Origin of the sequence: Kitasatospora sp. NPDC002551 (assembly GCF_040296005.1) — a bacterium.
GTDB lineage: Bacteria > Actinomycetota > Actinomycetes > Streptomycetales > Streptomycetaceae > Kitasatospora.
This window is the reverse complement of sequence record NZ_JBEOWI010000090.1, coordinates 1-20,611: the sequence shown is the minus strand read 5'-3', so window position 1 is coordinate 20,611 and position 20,611 is coordinate 1. Positions and strand designations below refer to the sequence as shown.

The following is a 20,611-nucleotide window of genomic DNA, read 5'->3' as shown; positions in this document are numbered from 1 at the left end:
GACGGGTGTTTACCCGGGGCCTTCTCTCCACGGTACGCGCCCTCGCGCCGTGCGGCACATCGCCGACGAACTGTACGTACCCGCAGCTCAGCGGCCAGCGCTCGGCCACCGACCCGACCAGCTCGGCCCGGACCTCGTAGCGGCGCCTGCCGCCCGGTCCGCCCAGCTCCTCGGCCAGCACCTCCTCGGCCACCCCCGGGAGCAGCCCGCCCAGCAGCGCCGCGCCGTCCTCGCAGACCAGCACCGATTCGGCCGTCACGTTGCCGTGCGCCAGGCCCGCGTCGTGCAGCGCCCGCAGCGCCGCGGCGAGGTCCGCGGCGATCTCGGCCGCCCGGTACGGCGGCAGCGGGCCGTCCGCGAGCACCTCGGCCAGCGACCGCCCGGCCGGCATCTCCTCGACGGTCCAGAGCAGCTCGCCCTCGACGAACGCCCCGGCCCCCTGCAGCAGTCGCGGATGCCGCGGCGCCGCGGCGCCGACCGCCGCCACCCGGCGCACCAGCCGCTCGCCGTGCACCGATCCGGCGCCGTCCACGTCCTGAGCCACGGTCAGCGGCGCGGGCAGCTCCCACGCGCGCAGCCGCACGACGTCGCCGCTCCGCTCGTCGACGGCGAGCGCACTCAGCGCCTCCGGACGATCCGTCAGCCGGTAACGCCCCGCCAGCACCTGCCCCGGGCCCGCTCGCATGCGTGTTCCTCTCCGCTCATCGCCAAGCCTAGGCCCTGGCCGACCGCGGGAGGCACCGCGCGAGCGCCCCGGATTACCCTCGGTCCATGGACTGGACCGATCTGATCGACGCGGCCTTCGACGTGGCCGGCAACAGCAGCAGTGACAACCGGGCCGCGGCCCTGCGCACCGTCCAGGCGAACGTCGCCCCCGACGAGAAGCCGGTCGCCTCCACGGCCGGGCGCCACCCCGACCACTTCCGCAAGGGCGTCCTCGTCCTGACCACCCACCGGCTGCTCTTCCTCAAGGACGGCAAGCCCCCGGTCCCGGTTCCGCTGGAGGCGGTCACCGACGCGACCGTCACCAGGACCAGGATCAACGGCGAGGTGCTGCTGGTGGTCGCGCTGACCGGCTCGCACCGCTTCGAGGACGTGGTCAAGGCGGAGATCTTCGCCGAGCAGCTCCGCGCCACCGCGCGGCTGGCCCGCGAGGCCTCCCGGAAGGCGCTCGCCGCCCCGGCCCCCGCCGGCCCCGCCGCCGCCTCCGGCGCCGACCTGCTGGACCAGCTCGAACGGCTCGCCGCCCTGCGCACCGCCGGCGCCCTCACCGACGACGAGTTCACCCGCGCGAAGCAACGCCTCATCGGCTGACACCCGCCCGAGCCCGGTGGGGAGGGGAGGCGAGCGGACGGATCACGGCGCCGGCTGGAAGGTGTCGAACGCGGTCTGCCGGGCCTGGGCGTTCTGCGGCGCGGCCCAGTCCGCGTCGGGCGTGGTCCAGTAGATCGCGTAGCCGTACTTGGCCGGGGAGCCGGTGACGAAGCCGCGGTTCAGCGAGTGCGTCCGCTGGGTGCCGCTGATCCACTCCCAGTCGGCCGCGTTGGTCCACTCGCGGTAGGCGACGGACTGCAGCTGCACCCGCTGGTAGTTGGTCACCTGGCCGCGCAGGCCGGGCTCGGAGGCCTGCCAGTCGGCGAGCGCGCTCTCCCCCGGCGTGGTCGTCCACTCGATCCGCAGGGTGCTGCCGTTGCCCTTGAAGGTGCGGCGGATCGACTCCGAGCTCGCCAGCTGCAGCCAGTCGGGCAGCACGATCGAGAAGCCGGCCGGGTCCTTGTACTCGTGGTACCCGGCCGGCACGACCGCCCCGGTCGGCGTCGGAGTCGGCGTCGGGGTGGGCGTGGGAGTCGGGGTGGGCGTGGGAGTCGGCGTGGGAGCGGGCTCGGGCGCCGCCGCGCTCTGCTCCGGAGCGGAGCTCTCCGGGGCCGACGCCGACGCCGGTGCCCCGTCACCCGGCGTGCTGTCCGTGGTCGCCGCCACCGGAGCGGTGCCGTGCGCGCCCTGCGCCGAGCCGTCGTCGGAACCGCCGAGCGCCTGGACCAGCGCGACCACGCCCGCGATCAGCAGCAGCACCACCACGACCGTCGCCACGGCCAGCCGCCGCCGACCGGTCCGCGGGTCCGCCCCGGCGGCCTGGGTCGCGCCCAGCGTCCACTCGCTGGTCACCGGCCGCACCTCGGCCTCCGGCCCCGACGGCCCCGACGGAGCCTCCGGCTTCGCGGGACCCGCCGGCTCCGTGGGCGCCACCGGCGCGGCCGGCGACTCCCCGCTCCCGGCGTCCCCGGCCCGGCTGCCCACCCGGACCGTCCCGAGCAGCCCGCCGATCGTCGGCTTCGGCTTCGCCCTGCCCTCCGCGACCGGCACCTCCTGCTCGGTCGTCGACTCGGCCCGCGCGGTCGCCTCCGCGACCACCCGCTTCAGCATGGACCGGGTCTGCGAGGCGGTCAGCCGCTTCGCCGGGTCCTTGGCCAGCAGCCCCTCGATCACCGGCAGCAGCGGCCCGGCGTTCACCGGGGTGGTCAGCTCCTCCGTCATCACCGCCGTCAGGGTGGCCAGCGCCGAGCCCCGGTCGTACGGCGGACGGCCCTCGACCATCGCGTACAGCGTGCCGCCCAGCGACCACAGGTCGGCCGGCGGTCCGGGCTTCTGCCCCTGGGCCCGCTCCGGGGAGATGTAGGAGGGCGCGCCGACCAGCATGCCGGTGGAGGTCACCGAGGTGTCGCCCTCCACGCTGGCGATGCCGAAGTCGGTGAGCACCACCCGGCCGTCCTCGCCGATCAGCACGTTGGACGGCTTGACGTCCCGGTGCAGGATGCCGAGCGCGTGCGCGGCGCTCAGCACGCCGAGCACGTCCAGCGCGATCTCCGCCGCCCGGGCCGGCGCCAGCGGCCCGTCCTCACGGACCACGTCCGCCAGCGAGCGGGACTCGACCAGCTCCATGACGATCCACGGCCGGTCGTCCTCCTCGACCACGTCGAAGACGGTGACCGCCGAGTTGTGCCGGATCCGCGCCGTCGCCTTGGCCTCGCGCAGGGTCCGGACGATCAGCCGGTGCTTCTCGTCCTCCTCCACGCTGGCGTTCATCCGCAGTTCCTTGACCGCGACCGTCCGGCCCAGCATCTCGTCCTCGGCGCGCCAGACGGTGCCCATGCCACCGCGCCCGAGCACCGCGTTCAGCCGGTAGCGTCCGGCCAGGAGGCGGCCGGTGGAACCCTGCGCCTGGGTCATTTCGGAACGTTCCCCCATGTGCTGCTGGCGGTCGTGGTGACGGCGCGTCGGACCGGCGTCGGGCCCGAACGCCCAAGCCTCCATCATCCCCTGTCCCGCGGGCCCCCGACCACCCGGCCCCCGGCCACCCTGGCCCGCGCCCCGGCCGGGCCCGGCGCTCCGTGCCCGATCTGTGATCGAAAACTCTGTCGGGCCTGCTCCGGGCCCTGCTACCGTTCGGCAGCTCACCGTCTTTCCGGGGGGAATACGACGTCCATGACCGCATCCGCACCGGGCGCTGACGGCCGGTCGGGCCGACCGCCCACGGCCCCGCACTTCTCGGTCGCGCCGGAACCGGAGACCCCCGAGGGGTACGTGGCCCCCGGTATGCCCGGCGCCCCGGTGGCCGGTTACCGCCCCGCCGACCCGGCCCCCGGCTCCGCTCCCGCCGACGCGGCCGAGGGCGGGGAGATCGCCCGGGGCCGCCGGCGCCACCGGAACCGGACGGGACCGGCCGTGGCGCTGGCCGTGCTCGCGATGCTGGCCGGCGCCGGGGCGCTCGGCTGCGCGCCGGCCCGCGCGGAGGCCACCGTCGGCTGGCTGGCCATCGCCCCGGCGGCCGCGGTCGCCTGGCCGCTGGGCCGGCTCGGTGGCCGGAGCCGGCTGCTGCCGCCGCTGGGCGCCCTGCTGGCCTCGGGCGCGCTGTTCCTCGGCCAGCTGCTCGGCCAGGCCCGCCGGCTGCACGCGCTGGCCGGCACCGGGTACGGCGGGCTGCTGCAGGACGCCCTCCCGCTCTGGCGCGACGGCCGCCGCCCGCTGGACCTGGTCTTCTACGGCATCGCCGTGATCGGCGGCTTCCTGCTGACCCGCCGCGCCGCCACCCGCCAGTAGCCGGCACCGGCAGCCGGCCGCCGCCCCGCACGCGCACGGGCCCCCGCCGCGCGACGCGACGGGGGCCCGGTGGAGCGGTACGGCTCAGCGGTGGTTGAGCGCCGGGTTGACGGTCACCTCGACCCGCTGGAACTCCTTGAGCTCGGTGTAGCCGGTGGTCGCCATCGCGCGGCGCAGCGCACCGAACAGGTTCATGGTGCCGTCCGGGGTGTGCGACGGACCGGTGAGGATCTCCTCGGTGGTGCCGACGGTGCCGAGGTCGACCCGCTTGCCGCGCGGCAGCTCCTCGTGGACGGCCTCCATGCCCCAGTGGTAGCCCTTGCCGGGCGCGTCGGTGGCCCGGGCCAGCGCGGCACCGATCATCACCGCGTCGGCGCCGCAGGCGACCGCCTTCGGGATGTCGCCGCTGTAGCCGACGCCGCCGTCCGCGATGACGTGCACGTAGCGGCCGCCGGACTCGTCCATGTAGTCGCGGCGGGCGGCGGCCACGTCGGCGACGGCGGTGGCCATCGGCACCTGGATGCCGAGCACGTTGCGGGTGGTGTGCGCGGCGCCGCCGCCGAAGCCGACCAGCACGCCGGCCGCGCCGGTGCGCATCAGGTGCAGCGCGGCGGTGTAGGTGGCGCAGCCGCCGACGATGACCGGGACGTCCAGCTCGTAGATGAACTGCTTCAGGTTGAGCGGCTCGGCCGCGCCGGAGACGTGCTCGGCGGAGACGGTGGTGCCGCGGATGACGAAGACGTCGACGCCGGCGTCCACCACGGCCTTGGAGAACTCGGCGGTGCGCTGCGGGGAGAGCGCGGCGGCGGTGACCACGCCGGAGTCGCGGACCTCCTGGATCCGCTGCTTGATCAGCTCGGCCTTGATCGGCTCGGCGTAGATCTCCTGCAGGCGGCGGGTGGCAACGGACTCGTCGGCGATCGCGGCGATCTCGTCGAGCAGCGGCTGCGGGTCCTCGTAGCGGGTCCAGAGGCCTTCCAGGTTCAGCACGCCCAGGCCGCCGAGGCGGCCGATGGTGATGGCCTGCTGCGGGGAGACCACGCTGTCCATCGGAGCGGCCAGGAACGGCAGCTCGAACCGGTAGGCGTCGATCTGCCAGGCGATCGAGACCTCCTTCGGGTCACGCGTACGGCGGCTGGGGACGACGGCGATGTCGTCGAAGGAGTACGCCCGACGGCCGCGCTTGCCTCGCCCGATCTCGATCTCAGTCACTTCGAGCCCTTCTGGTGGTATTGCTCATGCCCGCCGGGTCACCCCGGCCGCCCCCCAGTATCCCGCACCCTCCCGCCGCCGCACGGCGCCGCCCGCCGCCCGGGCCGCCGACGGGTGCCGCCCGGACAGCCCGCAGGGCCCGCCACCCCTCGGTGGCGGGCCCTGCGGCGGGGTACCCGATTCAGCGGCGGGCGCTGTAGTTCGGCGCCTCGACGGTCATCTGGATGTCGTGCGGGTGGCTCTCCTTGAGGCCCGCCGAGGTGATCCGGACGAACCGGCCCTTGCTCTCCATCTCGGCGACGGTGGCCGCGCCGACGTAGCCCATGGTCTGGCGCAGGCCGCCGACCAGCTGGTGCAGCACCGCGGACAGCGGGCCGCGGTAGGGCACCTGGCCCTCGATGCCCTCGGGGACGAGCTTGTCGTCCGAGGCGACCTCGGCCTGGAAGTAGCGGTCCTTGGAGTAGGAGCGGCCCTGGCCGCGGGACTGCATCGCGCCCAGCGAGCCCATGCCGCGGTAGGACTTGAACTGCTTGCCGTTGATGAACAGCAGCTCGCCCGGGGACTCCTCGCAGCCGGCCAGCAGCGAGCCCAGCATCACGGTGTCGGCACCGGCGGCGAGCGCCTTGCCGATGTCGCCCGAGTACTGCAGGCCACCGTCGCCGATGACCGGCACGCCGGCGGCCTGGCAGGCGACGGCCGCCTCGTAGATCGCGGTGACCTGCGGGACGCCGATGCCGGCCACCACGCGGGTGGTGCAGATGGAGCCCGGGCCGACGCCGACCTTGACGCCGTCCACGCCGGCGTCGATCAGCGCCTGGGCGCCGTCCCGGGTGGCGACGTTGCCGCCGACCACGTCGACCCCGACGGCCGACTTGATCTTCGCGATCCAGGCCAGCGCGTTGTGGCTGTGGCCGTGCGAGGTGTCGACGACCAGGAAGTCCACGCCCGCCTCGACCAGGGCCTGGGCGCGGTCGAAGGCCTCGGCGCTGGCGCCGACGGCGGCGCCGACCAGCAGCCGGCCCTCGGCGTCCTTGGCGGCGTTCGGGTACTGCTCGGCCTTGACGAAGTCCTTGACCGTGATGAGGCCCTTGATCCGGCCCTCGTCGTCGACCAGCGGCAGCTTCTCGATCTTGTGGCGGCGCAGCAGCGCCATGGCGTCGACGCCGGAGATGCCGACCTTGCCGGTGATCAGCGGCATCGGGGTCATGATCTCGCGGACCTGCCGGGTGCGGTCCGTCTCGAAGGCCATGTCGCGGTTGGTGACGATGCCGAGCAGCTTGCCGCTCCCGTCGGCGATCGGCACACCGGAGATCCGGAACTTGGCACAGAGCGCGTCGGCCTCGGCGAGCGTGGTGTCCGGGCCGACCGTGATCGGGTCGGTGACCATGCCGGACTCGGAGCGCTTCACCAGGTCGACCTGGTTGGCCTGGTCCTCGACCGAGAGGTTGCGGTGCAGGACGCCGACGCCGCCCTGGCGGGCCATCGCGATCGCCATCCGCGACTCGGTGACCTTGTCCATCGCCGCGGAGAGCAGCGGGATGTTGACGCGCACGTTGCGGGAGACCCGCGAGGAGGTGTCGACCTCGTTCGGCAGCACCTCGGACGCCCCCGGCAGCAGCAGGACGTCGTCGTACGTGAGTCCGAGCATCGCGAACTTCTCGGGTACGCCTGCGGCGTTGTAAGACATTTCGGGGGTACCTTCCGTGGCCGGCTCGATCAGCTCGCGCCCTGAGGGTGGGGGCGCTGTCATCAGCTCACTCGCTCGGACCGCCGAAAGCCCGGTGGCCACTGGAGGATCCTCCAGGGGAACCCCGCGCGCACCGTCGAAACTTTGGCGACCCGCCCAGGCGCCGATACCCCATGGTACTGGCACCGCGAATGCGCTCTCGTGTGCCCTTGACAACAAAGACCGGCCATGGGCCATTCCGGCCGGCCGGAAGGCCCGCGAACCCCGGCGAACGAACCCCGACGAACTAGGACGACTCCTCGGCGAGCGCCCGTAGCCGGCTCAGCGCACGGTGCTGGGCGACCCGGACGGCCCCCGGCGACATCCCGAGCACCTCACCGGTCTCCTCCGCCGAGAGCCCGGCGGCCACCCGCAGCAGCACCAGCTCGCGCTGGCGGGCCGGCAGGTTGGAGAGCAGCTCCTTCGCCCAGGCCGCGTCGCTGCTGAGCAGCGCCCGCTCCTCCGGGCCGAGCGCGTCGTCCGGCACCTCCGGCAGGTCGTCCTGCGGGATCACCGTCGAGCCGGGCCCGCGCATCGCGGCCCGCTGCAGATCGGCGATCTTGTGCGCGGCGATCCCGTAGACGAAGGCCTCGAAGGGGCGCCCCTGGTCCCGGTAGCGGGGCAGCGCGCAGAGCACCGCGACGCAGACCTCCTGGGCGATGTCGTCCACGTGGTGCCGGGCGCCGCCGGGCAGCCGGACCAGCCGGCCGCGGCAGTAGCGCAGCGCCAGCGGATGGACGTGGGCGAGCAGCGCGTCGATCGCCGGGCCCTCGCCGCGGACGGCGGCCGCGACCAGTTCGGCGAGCGCGCCGGGCCCGTCGGCCGGTTCCGCGTACGCCGGGCCGGACCCGGGCGCGGAGGGCTCGGCCTCCACCGGGTCCGCCTCGCCGGGAGCCCCGGTCACGTCGTCACGCATCGGTCCATGGTGCCTGGTCGCGCGGGAAAACGCGGCACCGCGTCCGGAGTTGTGCACCGGAACGTTATGCGGTGCCGCACCGGTCCGCACCACCGGCCCCTCCTGCACCGTCCCGCCTCCCGCCCCACCGCCCCGGGTGGTCCCGTCCGCGGCGCCGTCCGCCGAGTCTCCTGCGGCTGCGTGGTTCGCCGCAGTTCCTGTCCGCTGGTCCCCGAGGTGCTCCACTCCTCCATGGTGCAACCTCGGGACCGTAACGTCACACGCCCCCGCGCGGGCAATCGCGCGGAGCGTGCCGGAACCGGCGGTGCCGGCGGCGGTCAGCGGACCAGGCCCCAGCGGAAGCCCAGCGCCACCGCGTGCGCGCGGTCCGAGGCGCCGAGCTTCTTGAACAGCCGTCGGGCGTGGGTCTTGACGGTGTCCTCGGAGAGGAACAGCTCGCGGCCGATCTCGGCGTTGCTGCGGCCGTGGCTCATGCCTTCGAGCACCTGGATCTCACGCGCCGTCAACGTCGGCGCGGCGCCCATGTCGGGGCTGCGCAGCCGGCGGGGGGCGAGCCGCCAGGTCGGGTCGGCGAGCGCCTGGGTGACGGTGGCCCGCAGTTCGGCGCGCGAGGCGTCCTTGTGCAGGTACCCGCGGGCCCCCGCGGCGACCGCGAGGGCGACGCCGTCGAGATCCTCGGCGACGGTGAGCATGATGATCCGGGCGCCCGGGTCGGCGGACAGCAGCCGCCGGACCGTCTCCACCCCGCCGAGGCCGGGCATCCGGACGTCCATCAGGACGAGATCGGAGCGGTCGGCCACCCAGCGGCGGAGGACCTCCTCCCCGTTCGTCGCGGTGGTGACCCGATCGACACCGGGTACGGTCGCGACCGCGCGGCGAAGCGCCTCGCGGGCGAGCGGGGAATCGTCGCAAACGAGAACGGAAGTCATGACCGTCGTCCTCCGCAGCTGATCCGCGTCACGTTGAGCCTCCTGGCTGGTACGAACCTCTCCGACACGGCCGATCGGCGACAGACTCCGTGCTGATCGCCTGAGATTCCCCGCGATCGTTCCCGACGTCCGGCGTCCGCTAACCGCCTCCGCACATCCAACGACCGTCACTCGAATGAGTTACGGCCTTCGGGGCCATCTCCACCACTGTACGTGGCCGACCCGTTACCGATCAGCCGCATCGCGGTGCACACGCCGCACTTTTGCGCAGCTCGCGCGCGGTCGGCGTACAACCCGCACACCCACGGGGGCCCGCGCGCGCCCGTCGGCCACCCGATTGCCCCATCCGCGCCCGGCGCCCGCCTGCCCAACCACCATGCGCACTATGCCCGTTTTTAGAGCTTTTGTATGGTCATTGACTGTTGTGCCACTCTGTGGGTGACTTGTCCATGGAGTTGCCGTAAGTCATATTTCCAGGTGTCCACACCGCGCCGGACGCCCCGCCGTGCCGCCGCCGACGCACCCCGCCGGCGACCGGCCCCGCGGTCGACGACCTCTGAAGGGAATGAGCCATGGCAGATTTCTCCCGACTCCCCGGCCCCAACGCGGACCTCTGGGACTGGCAGCTCTCCGCGGCCTGCCGCGGCGTGGACAGCTCGCTCTTCTTCCACCCCGAGGGCGAGCGCGGCGCGGCCCGCAGCTCGCGCGAGGCGAGTGCCAAGGAGGTCTGCATGCGCTGCCCGGTGCGCACCGAGTGCGCCGCGCACGCGCTGGCGGTCCGCGAGCCGTACGGCGTCTGGGGAGGCCTGACCGAGGACGAGCGCGAGGAGATGATGGGCCGTTCGCGCAACCGCCTGGTGGAGGTGCCGCTCGCCGCGCCGGGCGCGGTCCAGCAGTAGGCCACCGGTTCCGCCTCGCCGGGAAGAAACGTTTCTTCTCGGGGTGCGGCGCACCCGGCTGCCCCGGTCCCGCCGCTCCGGCGGGTCAGTGCCCGGCCGCCGCCCCCGCCAGCCGCTCCAGCATCAGCGCCACCGCCGGCACCTCGGCGAGGTCCGGCAGGGTCAGCGCGACCACCTGCCGCACCGCCGGCGCTCCCGAGGCGGCGTGCACCGCCACCGGCGCCACCCCGTCGGGGCGCACCGACTCCAGCGCCAGCCCCGGCAGCACCGCCACGCCGAGCCCGGCGGCCACCAGTCCGACCACCGCCGGGTAGTCGTCGGTCGCGAAGTCGATCCGCGGCTCGAAGCCGGCGCCCGCGCACAGCTCCACCAGGTGGCCCCGGCACTGCGGGCAGCCGGCGATCCACTGCTCCCCCGCCAGCTCGCCCAGCTCCACCGGCCCGCCGCGCCCGGCCAGCCGGTGCCCGGCGGGCAGCAGTCCGACCAGCGGGTCGTCCAGCAGCGGGGTGACCACCAGGTCGGACCAGTCGGCCCCCGCGCTCAACTGCTGGGCCTCCAGATTGGCCTCCGCGCGCGCCTCCCGGGGCGTGCCGTGCGCGGGCGCGGGCGCCGGCGCGAGGGTGGAACCGGGGGCCTGCGGATAGCGGAAGGCGAGCGCGACCTCGCACTCGCCGCCGCGCAGCATCGCCAGCGACTCCGGCGGCTCCGCCTCGACCAGCGACACGCGCACGCCCGGATGGCTGTCCCGCAGCCGGGCGACGGCCGGCGGCACCAGGGTCGAGCTGGCGGTCGGGAAGGACACCAGCCGCACCCGCCCGGCCCGCAGTCCGGCGATCGCCGCGACCTCCTCCTCGGCGGCGGAGAGCCCGGCGAGGATCCCGGTGGCATGCTTGAGCAGCACCCGCCCGGCCTCGCTCAGCTGCATCCCGCGGCCCGAACGGACCACCAGCGGGGTGTCCACGGACTTCTCCAGGGCCTTCATCTGCTGACTGATGGCGGGCTGGGTACAGCCCAGCTCGCGGGCGGCGGCGGAGAAGGAGCCGGTGCGGGCGACGGCACGCAGGACGCGCAGATGGCGGGCCTCGATCATGCCCCCAAGATATAAGGGATTCTTTGCATTACGCAAAATTCAACTGATAGTTGAAGGCTGGAACGGCCCGGAACGGCCGCAGGCCCGGCCCGCCACCCCTCGCGGGGTGCGGACCGGGCCTGCGGTCGGTGACTGCGCGCGGTGGCCGCGCTCAGCGGTTGTGGCCTCAGTGCGAGTGGCCGTGACCGCCGTGCGAGTGGCCGTGACCGTTGTCGGCCTCCTCCTCCTTCTTCTCCACCACGAGGGTCTCGGTGGTGAGCAGCAGGGAGGCGATCGAGGCGGCGTTCTCCAGGGCGGAGCGGGTGACCTTGACCGGGTCGATGACACCGGCCTTGACCAGGTCGCCGTACTCGCCGGTGGCGGCGTTGTAGCCCTGGCCCTGCTCCAGCTCGGAGACCTTGGAGGTGATGACGTAGCCCTCCAGGCCGGCGTTCTGGGCGATCCAGCGCAGCGGCTCGTGCAGCGCCTTGCGGACGACCGCGACACCGGTGGCCTCGTCGCCGGACAGGCCCAGGCCGTCGTTCAGCACCTTGGCGGCGTGGACCAGGGAGGCGCCGCCGCCGGCGACGATGCCCTCCTCGACCGCGGCGCGGGTCGCCGAGATGGCGTCCTCCAGGCGGTGCTTGCGCTCCTTGAGCTCCACCTCGGTGGCGGCACCGACGCGGATCACGCAGACGCCACCGGCCAGCTTGGCCAGGCGCTCCTGCAGCTTCTCGCGGTCCCAGTCCGAGTCGGTGTTGGCGATCTCGCCCTTGATCTGGGCGACGCGGCCGGCCACGGCCTCGGACTCGCCGGCACCGTCGACGACGATCGTGTCGTCCTTGGTGACGGTCACGCGGCGGGCCGAGCCCAGCACGTCCAGACCGGCCTGGTCGAGCTTGAGGCCGACCTCCTCGGAGATCACGGTGCCGCCGGTCAGGACGGCCAGGTCACCGAGGATCGCCTTGCGGCGGTCGCCGAAGCCCGGGGCCTTGACGGCCACCGCGTTGAAGGTGCCGCGGATCTTGTTCACCACGAGGGTGGACAGCGCCTCGCCGTCGACGTCCTCGGCGATGATCAGCAGCGGGCGGGAGGTGCCGCCCTGCAGGATCTTCTCCAGCAGCGGCAGGAGCTCCTGGATGGAGGAGATCTTGCCCTGGTTGATCAGGATGTACGGGTCCTCCAGGACCGCCTCCTGCCGCTCCGCGTCGGTGACGAAGTACGGCGACAGGTAGCCCTTGTCGAACTGCATGCCCTCGGTGAAGTCCAGCTCCACGCCGAAGGTGTTCGACTCCTCGACGGTGATGACACCGTCCTTGCCGACCTTGTCGATCGCCTCGGCGATCAGCTCGCCGACCTGGGCGTCCTGGGCGGACAGGGTGGCGACGGCGGCGACGTCGTCCTTGCCCTCGATCTCACGGGCGACCGACAGCAGGTGCTCGGAGACGGCGGCGACGGCCTTGTCGATGCCCTTCTTCAGGGCGGCCGGGCCGGCGCCGGCGGCGACGTTGCGCAGACCCTCGTTGACCAGGGCCTGGGCCAGCACGGTGGCGGTGGTGGTGCCGTCGCCCGCGACGTCGTTGGTCTTGGTGGCGACCTCCTTGACGAGCTGCGCGCCAAGGTTCTCGTACGGGTCGTCGAGCTCGACCTCACGGGCGATGGTGACGCCGTCGTTGGTGATGGTCGGGGCGCCGAACTTCTTGTCGATGACGACGTTGCGGCCCTTGGGGCCGATGGTCACCTTGACGGTGTCGGCCAGCTTGTTGACACCGCGCTCCAGCGAGCGGCGGGCGTCCTCGTCGAACTGCAGGATCTTCGCCATGTTCCCTATTCCCTCGGGGGTGCGGCCGTCGCGGCGGCCGCTCGACTACGTGAACCAACGACCACGCCCCGGTCCCCGGTCACTAGGGACGCGGATCCGGGGCGTGGCGGGACGCCTTACTTCTCGATGATGGCGAGAACGTCGCGGGCGGAGAGCACCAGGTACTCCTCGCCCTGGTACTTCACCTCGGTGCCGCCGTACTTCGAGTACAGGACGATGTCACCCACGGCGACGTCGAGCGGCAGACGCTGGCCGTCCTCGAAGCGGCCCGGGCCGACGGCCAGGACGACGCCCTCCTGGGGCTTCTCCTTGGCGGTGTCCGGGATAACCAGGCCGGAGGCCGTGGTGGTCTCGGCGTCGAGCGGCTGGACCACGATGCGGTCCTCGAGCGGCTTGATGGCAACCTTGCTGCTGGTGGTCACGTCCGAGCTCCCCTTCGGAGATTACGGGGTTTTCTAACGGGTAGGGGCGAACTCGCGCGTCTGCCGTCGCGGGGGTCAGACACGCACTGTCGCGTTAGCACTCCCCCGGTGGGGAGTGCTAGTGATGACCATAGGCCGCGGTTAGCACTCAGTCAACCAGAGTGCCAACGCCACGCGGGTCGGCCCGGGTCGCCGGCCCCTTGGGAGGGATGAGTCGCCGTACTCATGTGCGAGGGCGGCTCCGGATCGCACACTCGGGCCATGGCCGAGACCACCGCGCACACCCGCCCCCTGCTCCACCGCGACCTGCTGGTCGCCCTCGTCACCCTCCCGCTGGTCGGCGGCGTCACCGCCCTGATCGGCGTCTGCGTCCTGGCCGTCCTGATGGGGCTGGCCATGAGCGACGCCGGTGGGCCGGTCGCGCTGCTCCTCCCGGCGGGCGTCGTGCTCGCCCTCGCGCCGGCCGGCCTGGTCACCTGGCGAACCGCGCGAGCCGGCTGGCGGGTGGTCCCCGCCGCCGCGCTGCTCGCCCCGCTGACCGCGCCCTGGTGGCTGCAGCAGTTGCTCTGACCGTCCGGGCCGTCCGTGACCGGCGAGAATGGCCCCGTGGAGAACGACGACCTGCGGCCCCTGCTGACCGACCGGGGCCAGGCCCTGCTCGCCGAACTGCGCGACTTCGCGCCCGGGGAGGAGCTGGCGCTGGCCACCCGGCTGCGCAAGGAGCACCCCGCCGAGCTGGTGTCGGCCGCCTTCGGGCAGGCCCGGCTGCGGCAGCGGGCCCGGGCCAAGTTCGGCGCCGACGCCGACCTCATGTACTTCACGCCCAACGGCGTCGAGCAGTCCACCCGGCGCGAGGTCGCCGAGTGGCGGGCGCGGCGCTTCGCGGACCTCGGGGTGAAGCGGCTGGCCGACCTCTGCTGCGGGATCGGCGGCGACGTGCTGGCGCTGGCCCGGGCCGGTGTCGAGGTGCTCGCCGTCGACAAGGACCCGGCCGCCTGCGCCGCCACCGCCGCCAACGCGGCCGCCCTGGGCCTGGCCGACCGGGTCGAGGTGCGCTGCGCGGACGTCGCCGACGTCGACGTCACCGGCTTCGACGCGGTCTTCACCGACCCCGCCCGGCGCACCTCGCGCGGCCGGGTCTTCGACCCCGAGGCGTACGCGCCGCCGCTGTCCTGGGCGATCGAGGCCGGACGGCGCACCCCGGTCGGCGCGCTCAAGGTGGCCCCCGGCATCCCGCACGAGGCGGTGCCGGCCGACGCGGAGGCCGAGTGGGTCTCCGACCACGGCGACGTCAAGGAGGCGGTGCTCTGGTTCGGCACCCGGGCCGGGCACCCGCACCGCGCCACCCTGCTGCCGCAGCGGGCCAGCCTCACCGGCGGCGACCTGCCCGACCCGCCGGCCGGCCCGGTCGGCCGCTACCTCTACGAGCCGGACGGCGCGGTGATCCGCGCCCACCTGGTCGCCGAGGTGGCGCAGCGGGTGAACGGGCGGCTGATCGATCCGAAGATCGCCTACGTGACCTCGGACGAGTTGGTCGACACCCCGTACGCGCACGGCTTCGAGCTGACCGACGTCCTGCCGTTCCACATCAAGAGGCTCAAGGCGCTGCTGCGCGAGCGGGGCGTCGGCACCGTGGTGATCAAGAAGCGCGGGATGGCGATCACCCCGGAGGAGCTGCGCCGCCAGCTGAAGCCCAGCGGCCCGAACACCGTGACGGTGATCCTCAGCCGCACCGACCACGGCCCGCTGATGATGCTCGGCCGGCCGGTGACCGGCCCGGCCGCGGCCGTTCAGGCGGCCGGCGCCGCGATGTAGTCCTCCAGCCGGGCCACCGCGAAGCCCTGCTCCTGGATCCGGGCCAGCAGTTCCCCGAACATCTCCGTCATCGTCTCGCCCTTGAGGTCCTTGGGGCCCCGGAAGTGGGCGAGCACGATGTCCCCGGGGCGCAGCTTCTTGTCCGCCGCCTGGTACTGCATGTCGTGGATCTGCATCGACTCGCGCCACAGCACGATCGCCCGCGGCCCGCACTGCTGCACCGAGGAGTTCAGCGCCGGGGTGTGGGCGCCGTCGCCGTAGGGCGGGCGGAACAGCAGCGGCGGGGTGCCGTACTGCTGGGTGAGCGCGGCCTGGGCGTCGCAGACCTCGGACCGCTGCTTCTCCGGCGTCACCTTGCTCAGCTGGGCGTGGTCCGTGGTGTGGTTGTGGACGTGGTTGCCGAGCGCCTGGAGCCGCTTGAAGTAGCCGTAGTCGTCCTTGACGATGTCGCGGGTCAGGAACATCGAGACCGGCACCTTGAGGTCGGTCAGCATCTCGACGAACTTCGGGTCCTTCTCGGCGCCGTCGTCGATGGTGACGAAGACGACCTTGTCGGTGGTCTTCACCTCGCTGAACACCGGGACCGGGCCGGTCTTCTGGAGCTTCACCGGCTTGTCGGCGGGCGCCGGGGGCGCGGGCGGCAGCGGCGTGAGGTGCCACTTCGCCCAGGCGGCGGCGTCCCCCGCGGCCGGGGCGGGCGCCGCGCTCGGCGGCGGGGTGGCCGCGCCCTGCTGCGGCGCGGCGGACCCGGCGGGGGCGCTGCTCGGCGCCACCAGGGCGGCGGAGGCGGCGCCGCTGTCGCCGCCGCCCGCGCAGCCGGTGGCGGCGGCCAGCAGGACCGCCGCCCCCGCCGCGTACGCCGTCGTCCTGCTCCACCCGTGCCTGTTCACCGCGCCGTGCTCCCCGTTCCCGTTCAGCGATCTCGCTCGCTAGCACGGTAACGGTCGCACGTTCGGTTCCCGGTCGGGCGTGCGGACGGCCGGCCCGGGCTACTCCACGTGCTCGCTGGTGAACGACCAGCGGTGCACCGGACGGCCCAGCAGCCCGGCGGGCGGCTCGGCCACCGGGAGCGGCTCGCCGGACCACCAGGTGATCAGCAGCACACGCTCGCCGGGGGCGGCGAACAGCTCGGCGCGCAGCAGCCCCGCGCCGCCGCGCAGCGCGGGCAGCGCGGTCTCCCGCACCCAGGCGGAGAGCTCGGCGCCCCGCCCGTCGGCGGCCCGGGCCTCCCACATCGCGGCGGTGGTGCTCACTCCTGGCCGCCCAGCGCCTGGTAGGCCTGGCCGTGGAAGTCCTGGTGCGGCACGTGGACCTCGGTCACCGGCAGCGAGGAGTCCGCCGACAGGTCGAAGGAGGACGGCGCGCGGTCCCGCCGGACCATCTCGGCGCCGAGCGCGGCGACCATCGCGCCGTTGTCGGTGCACAGGCCCGGGCGGGGCACCCGCAGCCGGATGCCGGCCCGGTCGCAGCGCTGCTGGGCCATCTCGCGCAGCCGCGAGTTGGCCGCGACGCCGCCGCCGATCATCAGGTGGTCGACGCCGTTGTCCTTGCAGGCCTTGACCGCCTTGCGGGTCAGCACGTCGGTGACCGCCTCCTGGAAGGACGCCGCGACGTCGGCGATCGGCACCTCCTCGCCGGCCCGGCGCCTGGCCTCCACCCAGCGGGCGACGGCGGTCTTCAGGCCGGAGAAGGAGAAGTCGTACTCCGGATCCTTGGGGCCGGTCAGGCCGCGCGGGAAGGCGATCGCCTCGGGGTCGCCCTCGCGGGCGGTGCGGTCGACCACCGGGCCGCCGGGGAAGCCCAGCCCGAGCACCCGGGCGACCTTGTCGAAGGCCTCGCCGGCCGCGTCGTCGATGGTCGCGCCGAGCGGGCGCACGTCGCTCGTGATGTCCTCGCTGAGCAGCAGCGAGGAGTGCCCGCCGGAGACCAGCAGGGCCATCGTCGGGGACGGCAGGCGGCCGTGTTCCAGCTGGTCCACGCAGATGTGCGAGGCGAGGTGGTTGACGCCGTACAGCGGCTTGTCCAGGGCCCACGCGTAGGCCTTGGCGGCGCTCACGCCGACCAGCAGCGCGCCGGCCAGGCCGGGGCCGGCCGTGACGGCGATGCCGTCCAGGTCGCTCGCCTTGACGCCGGCGGTGTCCAGGGCGCGCTGGATGGTGGGGACCATCGCCTCCAGGTGCGCGCGGCTGGCGATCTCGGGGACGACGCCGCCGAACCGGGCGTGGTCGTTGACGCTGGAGGCCACCGCGTCGGCGAGCAGGGTGGTGCCCCGCACGATGCCGACGCCGGTCTCGTCGCAGGAGGTCTCGATGCCGAGGACGAGCGGTTCGTCAGCCATGGGGGGTGTCCTTCTTCACATCCGGTCGCGGGTGGTCCGCGGGTTCGTCGAGGTCTTCGGGAGCGGTGGCGCCGTCGACGGCGGCGGCCGCGAGGTCCAGGCGCATCACCAGCGCGTCGATGTTCGCGGGCTGGTAGTAACCGCGCCGGATGCCGACCGGCTCGAAACCGAACCGCTCGTAGAGCCGCTGGGCGCGGGTGTTGTCCACCCGGACCTCCAGCAGCAGGTCCGCGCAGCCGCGCCGGGCGGCCTCCCGGACCAGGTCGGCCAGCAGCAGCGCGCCGAGGCCGGCGCCCTGGTGGCGGCCGTCGACGGCGATGGTCTGCACGTCGCCCTCGCCGGCCACCGCCATCAGTCCGGCGTAGCCGACGACCGTGCCGTCCGGGGCGACGGCCACGGTGTAGTGGCGGGTGCCGCCGGGGCGGGCCTCGGCCAGCTCGGACCAGAACATGCCGGCGGACCAGGCGTCCTCGGGGAACAGTTCCCGTTCCAGCGCCAGCACCGGGGCGATGTCCCACCAGCGCATCGGGCGCAGGGTGGCGACGGGAGCCGCGGTGCGCACGGCCCCGTCGGTGCTCGGGCCGGTCACGCCGGGAGCACCGCCTTGTAGCCGGCCGGCACCTGGGCGTCCGGGCGGCGCAGGTAGAGCGGGGCGTTGGGCAGCAGGGCGCGGCCTGCGGCCAGCTCGGTGGCGGCGTAGTCGGCGAGCGCGCCGGCCGAGACGTGCTCGGGGCCGTGCGCGCCGGGGAAGGCGTCCGGGTAGAGCAGGGCACCGGCGCCGACCGAGCGGGCCGGCGGCGTCAGCTCGCCCGGGCGGTCCACGGACGGGCCCTCGGTCCGGCGGCCCTCGGCGTCGTAGGCGGCCCAGTAGACCTCCTTGCGGCGCGCGTCGGTGGCCACCGTGAACGGCTCGCCGGCCAGGCCCTCGGCACGGGCGGCGTGGGCGATCGCGTCCAGGGTGCAGACGCCGTGCACCGGCAGGCCGAGGGCGTCCCCCAGCGCGGCGGCGGTGACCAGACCGACCCGCAGACCGGTGTACGGGCCCGGGCCGACGCCCACGGCGATGCCGGTCAGCCGGTGCTTGTCGACACCGGCCGCCCGCAGCACCTGGTCGATGGCGGGCAGCAGCAGTTCGCCGTGGCGTCTGGCGTCGACCTGGTCGGTCTCGGCGAGGACGGCCGTGCCGTCGTGGACGGCGGCGGTGACGGCGGGGGTAGCGGTGTCGAACGCGAGCAGCAGCACGGGTCAAGGTTAGACCGGTCGGGCGGTGACCGGTCCGGGCCCGGCCCCGTCCCGGCGCCCGGGGCGTGTGCGCCGCACGATCGAAAACCCGCGGCAGCGCGGAACACACGTCCGACGCGATGCGGACCGGACGGGCGAACCTGGCACGATGGGGCCGACGGTTTTGGGACGGCGGTGGGAGCACACGTGGCGAAGATGGGTCCTGGAGTGGTGGTCACGGGGCTGACCCTGGGGGCCCTGGCGGTGGTGAGCCTGCTGGCCTTCCAGGCCAACGGTGCGCAGGGCCGCGCGGCGGCCGCCAACCCCGGCACGACCACCGCGGCCTCGTCCACCGGGTCGGCCGCCCCGGCCACCCCGAGCACCGCGCCCACGCCGACCGTCCCGGCACTGCCCACCGCGGGCACCGGCACCGGACTGCGGGTCGTCTACTCGATCGGCGCGCACTACGTCTGGCTGATCGACCCGAAGAAGACCCCGCAGGTGGTGGCCGCGTTCCCGGTCACCCCGGGCACCGTCGAGCCGGCCCCCGGCAGCTACCCCGTGTACAGCCGCAACCCGACCGGCACCGGCACCGACGGCAAGCAGATCGAGCACGTGGTGCGGTTCGCCCAGCAGAACGGCGTGGTGTTCGGCTTCAGCGCGGCCGTGGACGGTGCCTCGGGCACTCCGGCCGCCGCCCCGACGGCCTCCGCCTCGGGGCCGTCCTCGATCGGGGGCAGCGCGAGCGGCGCCCCGAAGACGGCCAAGACCGGCGGCATCCGCAGCAGCCGGGCCGACGGCCAGCTGCTCTGGGACTTCGCCCCGAAGGACACCAAGGTGGTCGTGATCGCCTGACCCGGGCGAGCGGGGTCACGGAACCATGGGATCAGGCGGCGCGGCGGGTGTCGTGGGCGCCGCCGTCCGCCGGTTCCCCGGTCCGCGCCTTCCCGGCGGCCGGACGGCGTCCGGGCGGGGTGGAGACCGCCTCCGCCGCCGCGCGGGCGGCCAGCAGGGCCCGCATCGGCTCCCCTGCGGCACGGCGGTCGGGCCCCTCGGCCCCGGTCCCGCGCGGTTCGCGCTCCGGGGCGGGCGTGGTGCTCGGCATGACGCCTCCCTAGTTAGGCAGACCTAACCTCGGAAACCATCCCACCATGCCCGGGACCCCGACCGCAACATCTTCCCGACAGCCTGTCGGCAAACCGTGACCCGGCCGGCCGGATCCCTCAGGCCAGCACGGACAGGTCGACGCCCTCCCAGCGGGGGCCGATGCCGGTCAGCCGCACCTCGCGCGGGTCCAGGCCTTCGTCCGCCGCGCCGTCCGCCGCACCGTCCGCCGCGCTGCCCGGCGCCTCGGCGCCGACGGCCCGTTCGATCCGGACCTCCAGGCGGTCCTCCGAGAGCCGCTCGACCTTGCCCTCGCCCCACTCGACCACCACCACCGACTCGGGCAGCGAGACGTCCAGGTCGAGGTCCTCCATCTCGTCGAGGTCGCCGCCCAGCCGGTAGGCGTCCACGTGCACCAGTGCCGGGCCGCCGACCAGCGACGGGTGCACCCGGGCGATCACGAAGGTCGGCGAGGTGACCGCGCCGCGCACCTGGAGCCCCTCGCCGAGGCCCCGGGTCAGCGTGGTCTTTCCCGCGCCCAGCTCGCCGGAGAGCAGCACCAGGTCCCCCGGCCGCAGCAGCGCGGCCAGCTCCCGGCCGAGCCGGCCCATCCGGTCGGGGGTGGCGGCGGTGAGAGTGGCGTGCGAGCCCATGCGTGAATCAAGCCCTTCGGTCCGTACGGCGGCGCACCGGCCCTCGGGCGCCTCCCGCTACCGTGCCACATCGCCGGCGGCGGTCGCGCCGCACCCGCTCCGCGGGGCACCCCACCGGGGCTCCCGGGGTCCGGCGACGGGCCCTAAAGCCTGTTCCAGAGGTCTGGTGCGGGGCATTTCTCCGGCATGGGTGGGGTGCTTCGGGCTGAGCCGGTCTGGGCGGAGTCGTTCACGGGGCTGCGGCTGCGGCAGGCCGAGGGTCTGGCGCGGGTGGTGCGGGAGCGGGGCGGCATAGCGGCGCTCCGGCCCCTCCTCCGCCACGTCGTCCAGCAGGTGCGCCGAGCGCAGCTCCGCCAGCCCGTCCGCGACCCGCTCCACCCCCACCGC

General features: G+C 74.2%; 22 protein-coding genes and 1 pseudogene. 7 read left to right on the top strand and 16 right to left on the bottom strand.

The window, feature by feature from the left end; translation table 11 throughout:
• A partial coding sequence (locus ABT093_RS38430; RefSeq protein ID WP_502884416.1) for a protein kinase family protein occupies positions 1 to 685 on the bottom strand: 685 nt, incomplete at its 3' end.
• Between the two features lie 86 nt (positions 686 to 771).
• On the opposite strand from ABT093_RS38430, the gene ABT093_RS38425 reads away from it, so the two are divergent.
• Positions 772 to 1,314, top strand: coding sequence for an SHOCT domain-containing protein (locus ABT093_RS38425; RefSeq protein WP_350572127.1), 543 nt, complete (start codon positions 772 to 774; stop codon positions 1,312 to 1,314).
• Between the two features lie 42 nt (positions 1,315 to 1,356).
• On the opposite strand, the gene ABT093_RS38420 is transcribed toward ABT093_RS38425, so the two are convergent.
• The gene (locus tag ABT093_RS38420; protein ID WP_350572126.1) at positions 1,357 to 3,228 is read right to left on the bottom strand and encodes a serine/threonine-protein kinase; all 1,872 of its coding nucleotides are present in this window, start codon (positions 3,226 to 3,228) and stop codon (positions 1,357 to 1,359) included.
• Positions 3,229 to 3,483: 255 nt separating this feature from the next.
• Here ABT093_RS38420 and ABT093_RS38415 point away from each other — a divergent pair, with 255 nt between their 5' ends.
• A complete protein-coding gene (locus tag ABT093_RS38415; protein ID WP_350572125.1) occupies positions 3,484 to 4,098 on the top strand; it encodes a hypothetical protein in 615 nt (204 codons plus the stop codon).
• Between the two features lie 84 nt (positions 4,099 to 4,182).
• On the opposite strand, the gene ABT093_RS38410 is transcribed toward ABT093_RS38415, so the two are convergent.
• From ABT093_RS38410 to ABT093_RS38395, 4 genes are all read right to left on the bottom strand, one after another.
• Positions 4,183 to 5,310, bottom strand: a complete 1,128-nt coding sequence (locus ABT093_RS38410; protein ID WP_350572124.1) for a GuaB3 family IMP dehydrogenase-related protein — start codon at positions 5,308 to 5,310, stop codon at positions 4,183 to 4,185.
• A 181-nt stretch (positions 5,311 to 5,491) separates the two neighbouring features.
• A complete protein-coding gene (gene guaB / locus ABT093_RS38405; protein WP_350572123.1) occupies positions 5,492 to 6,997 on the bottom strand; it encodes an IMP dehydrogenase in 1,506 nt (501 codons plus the stop codon).
• Positions 6,998 to 7,283: 286 nt separating this feature from the next.
• Entirely contained in the window at positions 7,284 to 7,952 is a 669-nt protein-coding gene (gene shbA, locus ABT093_RS38400) for an RNA polymerase sigma factor ShbA (RefSeq protein WP_350572122.1), read from the bottom strand.
• 317 nt (positions 7,953 to 8,269) lie between these two features.
• On the bottom strand, positions 8,270 to 8,881 hold the full coding sequence (locus tag ABT093_RS38395) for a response regulator transcription factor (RefSeq protein ID WP_014136228.1): 612 nt from the start codon (positions 8,879 to 8,881) through the stop codon (positions 8,270 to 8,272).
• 572 nt (positions 8,882 to 9,453) lie between these two features.
• On the opposite strand from ABT093_RS38395, the gene ABT093_RS38390 reads away from it, so the two are divergent.
• A complete protein-coding gene (locus ABT093_RS38390; RefSeq protein WP_350572121.1) occupies positions 9,454 to 9,780 on the top strand; it encodes a WhiB family transcriptional regulator in 327 nt (108 codons plus the stop codon).
• Positions 9,781 to 9,865: 85 nt separating this feature from the next.
• On the opposite strand, the gene ABT093_RS38385 is transcribed toward ABT093_RS38390, so the two are convergent.
• The 3 genes from ABT093_RS38385 to groES form a co-directional block, all read right to left on the bottom strand.
• Entirely contained in the window at positions 9,866 to 10,870 is a 1,005-nt protein-coding gene (locus ABT093_RS38385; RefSeq protein WP_350572120.1) for a LysR family transcriptional regulator, read from the bottom strand.
• Between the two features lie 166 nt (positions 10,871 to 11,036).
• On the bottom strand, positions 11,037 to 12,671 hold the full coding sequence (groL, locus tag ABT093_RS38380; RefSeq protein ID WP_350572119.1) for a chaperonin GroEL: 1,635 nt from the start codon (positions 12,669 to 12,671) through the stop codon (positions 11,037 to 11,039).
• Positions 12,672 to 12,787: 116 nt separating this feature from the next.
• Positions 12,788 to 13,093 carry a co-chaperone GroES gene (gene groES / locus ABT093_RS38375; RefSeq protein WP_014136232.1) on the bottom strand — a complete coding sequence of 102 codons (306 nt, stop codon included), beginning with the start codon at positions 13,091 to 13,093 and terminating at the stop codon, positions 12,788 to 12,790.
• Between the two features lie 261 nt (positions 13,094 to 13,354).
• Here groES and ABT093_RS38370 point away from each other — a divergent pair, with 261 nt between their 5' ends.
• Both ABT093_RS38370 and ABT093_RS38365 read left to right on the top strand, forming a co-directional pair.
• A complete protein-coding gene (locus tag ABT093_RS38370; RefSeq protein WP_350572118.1) occupies positions 13,355 to 13,663 on the top strand; it encodes a hypothetical protein in 309 nt (102 codons plus the stop codon).
• 15 nt (positions 13,664 to 13,678) lie between these two features.
• Positions 13,679 to 14,908 (top strand): class I SAM-dependent methyltransferase, encoded by a 1,230-nt coding sequence (locus ABT093_RS38365; protein ID WP_502884414.1) that lies wholly within the window; start codon positions 13,679 to 13,681, stop codon positions 14,906 to 14,908.
• On the opposite strand, the gene ABT093_RS38360 is transcribed toward ABT093_RS38365, so the two are convergent.
• From ABT093_RS38360 to tsaB, 5 genes are all read right to left on the bottom strand, one after another.
• Positions 14,884 to 15,798: a polysaccharide deacetylase family protein gene (locus ABT093_RS38360; protein WP_350572116.1), complete on the bottom strand. Its 915-nt coding sequence runs from the start codon at positions 15,796 to 15,798 to the stop codon at positions 14,884 to 14,886. The two genes, ABT093_RS38365 and ABT093_RS38360, sit on opposite strands and share 25 nt — an antisense overlap.
• 99 nt (positions 15,799 to 15,897) lie before the next feature.
• Positions 15,898 to 16,161, bottom strand: coding sequence for a hypothetical protein (locus ABT093_RS38355; protein ID WP_502884413.1), 264 nt, complete (start codon positions 16,159 to 16,161; stop codon positions 15,898 to 15,900).
• On the bottom strand, positions 16,158 to 17,246 hold the full coding sequence (tsaD, locus tag ABT093_RS38350) for a tRNA (adenosine(37)-N6)-threonylcarbamoyltransferase complex transferase subunit TsaD (RefSeq protein ID WP_350572115.1): 1,089 nt from the start codon (positions 17,244 to 17,246) through the stop codon (positions 16,158 to 16,160). The genes ABT093_RS38355 and tsaD overlap by 4 nt, the downstream gene beginning before the upstream one ends.
• Complete coding sequence (gene rimI, locus ABT093_RS38345) at positions 17,239 to 17,772, bottom strand: ribosomal protein S18-alanine N-acetyltransferase (protein WP_350572129.1); 534 nt, start codon at positions 17,770 to 17,772, stop codon at positions 17,239 to 17,241. Before rimI ends, tsaD begins: the two co-directional genes overlap by 8 nt.
• A 59-nt stretch (positions 17,773 to 17,831) precedes the next feature.
• Positions 17,832 to 18,488 (bottom strand): tRNA (adenosine(37)-N6)-threonylcarbamoyltransferase complex dimerization subunit type 1 TsaB, encoded by a 657-nt coding sequence (gene tsaB / locus ABT093_RS38340; protein WP_350572114.1) that lies wholly within the window; start codon positions 18,486 to 18,488, stop codon positions 17,832 to 17,834.
• Positions 18,489 to 18,683: 195 nt separating this feature from the next.
• Between tsaB and ABT093_RS38335 the strand changes: the two genes are divergently transcribed.
• Entirely contained in the window at positions 18,684 to 19,322 is a 639-nt protein-coding gene (locus ABT093_RS38335) for a hypothetical protein (protein WP_350572128.1), read from the top strand.
• Between the two features lie 31 nt (positions 19,323 to 19,353).
• Here ABT093_RS38335 and ABT093_RS38330 read toward each other — a convergent pair whose 3' ends face one another.
• On the bottom strand, positions 19,354 to 19,572 hold the full coding sequence (locus ABT093_RS38330; RefSeq protein WP_350572113.1) for a hypothetical protein: 219 nt from the start codon (positions 19,570 to 19,572) through the stop codon (positions 19,354 to 19,356).
• 118 nt (positions 19,573 to 19,690) lie between these two features.
• Positions 19,691 to 20,224 carry a tRNA (adenosine(37)-N6)-threonylcarbamoyltransferase complex ATPase subunit type 1 TsaE gene (gene tsaE, locus ABT093_RS38325; protein WP_350572112.1) on the bottom strand — a complete coding sequence of 178 codons (534 nt, stop codon included), beginning with the start codon at positions 20,222 to 20,224 and terminating at the stop codon, positions 19,691 to 19,693.
• Positions 20,225 to 20,410: 186 nt separating this feature from the next.
• Between tsaE and ABT093_RS38320 the strand changes: the two are divergent.
• Positions 20,411 to 20,611 (top strand): annotated as a pseudogene (locus tag ABT093_RS38320) (hypothetical protein); the annotation flags it as partial.

Coding starts and splice junctions, on each gene's coding strand:
- ABT093_RS38425 (WP_350572127.1), top strand. CDS start 772: ATGGACTGGACCGATCTGATCGACGCGGCCTTCGACGTGGCCGGCAAC.
- tsaD (WP_350572115.1), bottom strand. CDS start 17,246: ATGGCTGACGAACCGCTCGTCCTCGGCATCGAGACCTCCTGCGACGAG.
- tsaE (WP_350572112.1), bottom strand. CDS start 20,224: ATGGGCTCGCACGCCACTCTCACCGCCGCCACCCCCGACCGGATGGGC.
- rimI (WP_350572129.1), bottom strand. CDS start 17,772: ATGCGCTGGTGGGACATCGCCCCGGTGCTGGCGCTGGAACGGGAACTG.
- ABT093_RS38385 (WP_350572120.1), bottom strand. CDS start 10,870: ATGATCGAGGCCCGCCATCTGCGCGTCCTGCGTGCCGTCGCCCGCACC.
- ABT093_RS38330 (WP_350572113.1), bottom strand. CDS start 19,572: ATGCCGAGCACCACGCCCGCCCCGGAGCGCGAACCGCGCGGGACCGGG.
- ABT093_RS38415 (WP_350572125.1), top strand. CDS start 3,484: ATGACCGCATCCGCACCGGGCGCTGACGGCCGGTCGGGCCGACCGCCC.
- ABT093_RS38335 (WP_350572128.1), top strand. CDS start 18,684: ATGGGTCCTGGAGTGGTGGTCACGGGGCTGACCCTGGGGGCCCTGGCG.
- ABT093_RS38390 (WP_350572121.1), top strand. CDS start 9,454: ATGGCAGATTTCTCCCGACTCCCCGGCCCCAACGCGGACCTCTGGGAC.
- shbA (WP_350572122.1), bottom strand. CDS start 7,952: ATGCGTGACGACGTGACCGGGGCTCCCGGCGAGGCGGACCCGGTGGAG.
- ABT093_RS38420 (WP_350572126.1), bottom strand. CDS start 3,228: ATGACCCAGGCGCAGGGTTCCACCGGCCGCCTCCTGGCCGGACGCTAC.
- ABT093_RS38370 (WP_350572118.1), top strand. CDS start 13,355: ATGGCCGAGACCACCGCGCACACCCGCCCCCTGCTCCACCGCGACCTG.
- guaB (WP_350572123.1), bottom strand. CDS start 6,997: ATGTCTTACAACGCCGCAGGCGTACCCGAGAAGTTCGCGATGCTCGGA.
- groL (WP_350572119.1), bottom strand. CDS start 12,671: ATGGCGAAGATCCTGCAGTTCGACGAGGACGCCCGCCGCTCGCTGGAG.
- ABT093_RS38395 (WP_014136228.1), bottom strand. CDS start 8,881: ATGACTTCCGTTCTCGTTTGCGACGATTCCCCGCTCGCCCGCGAGGCG.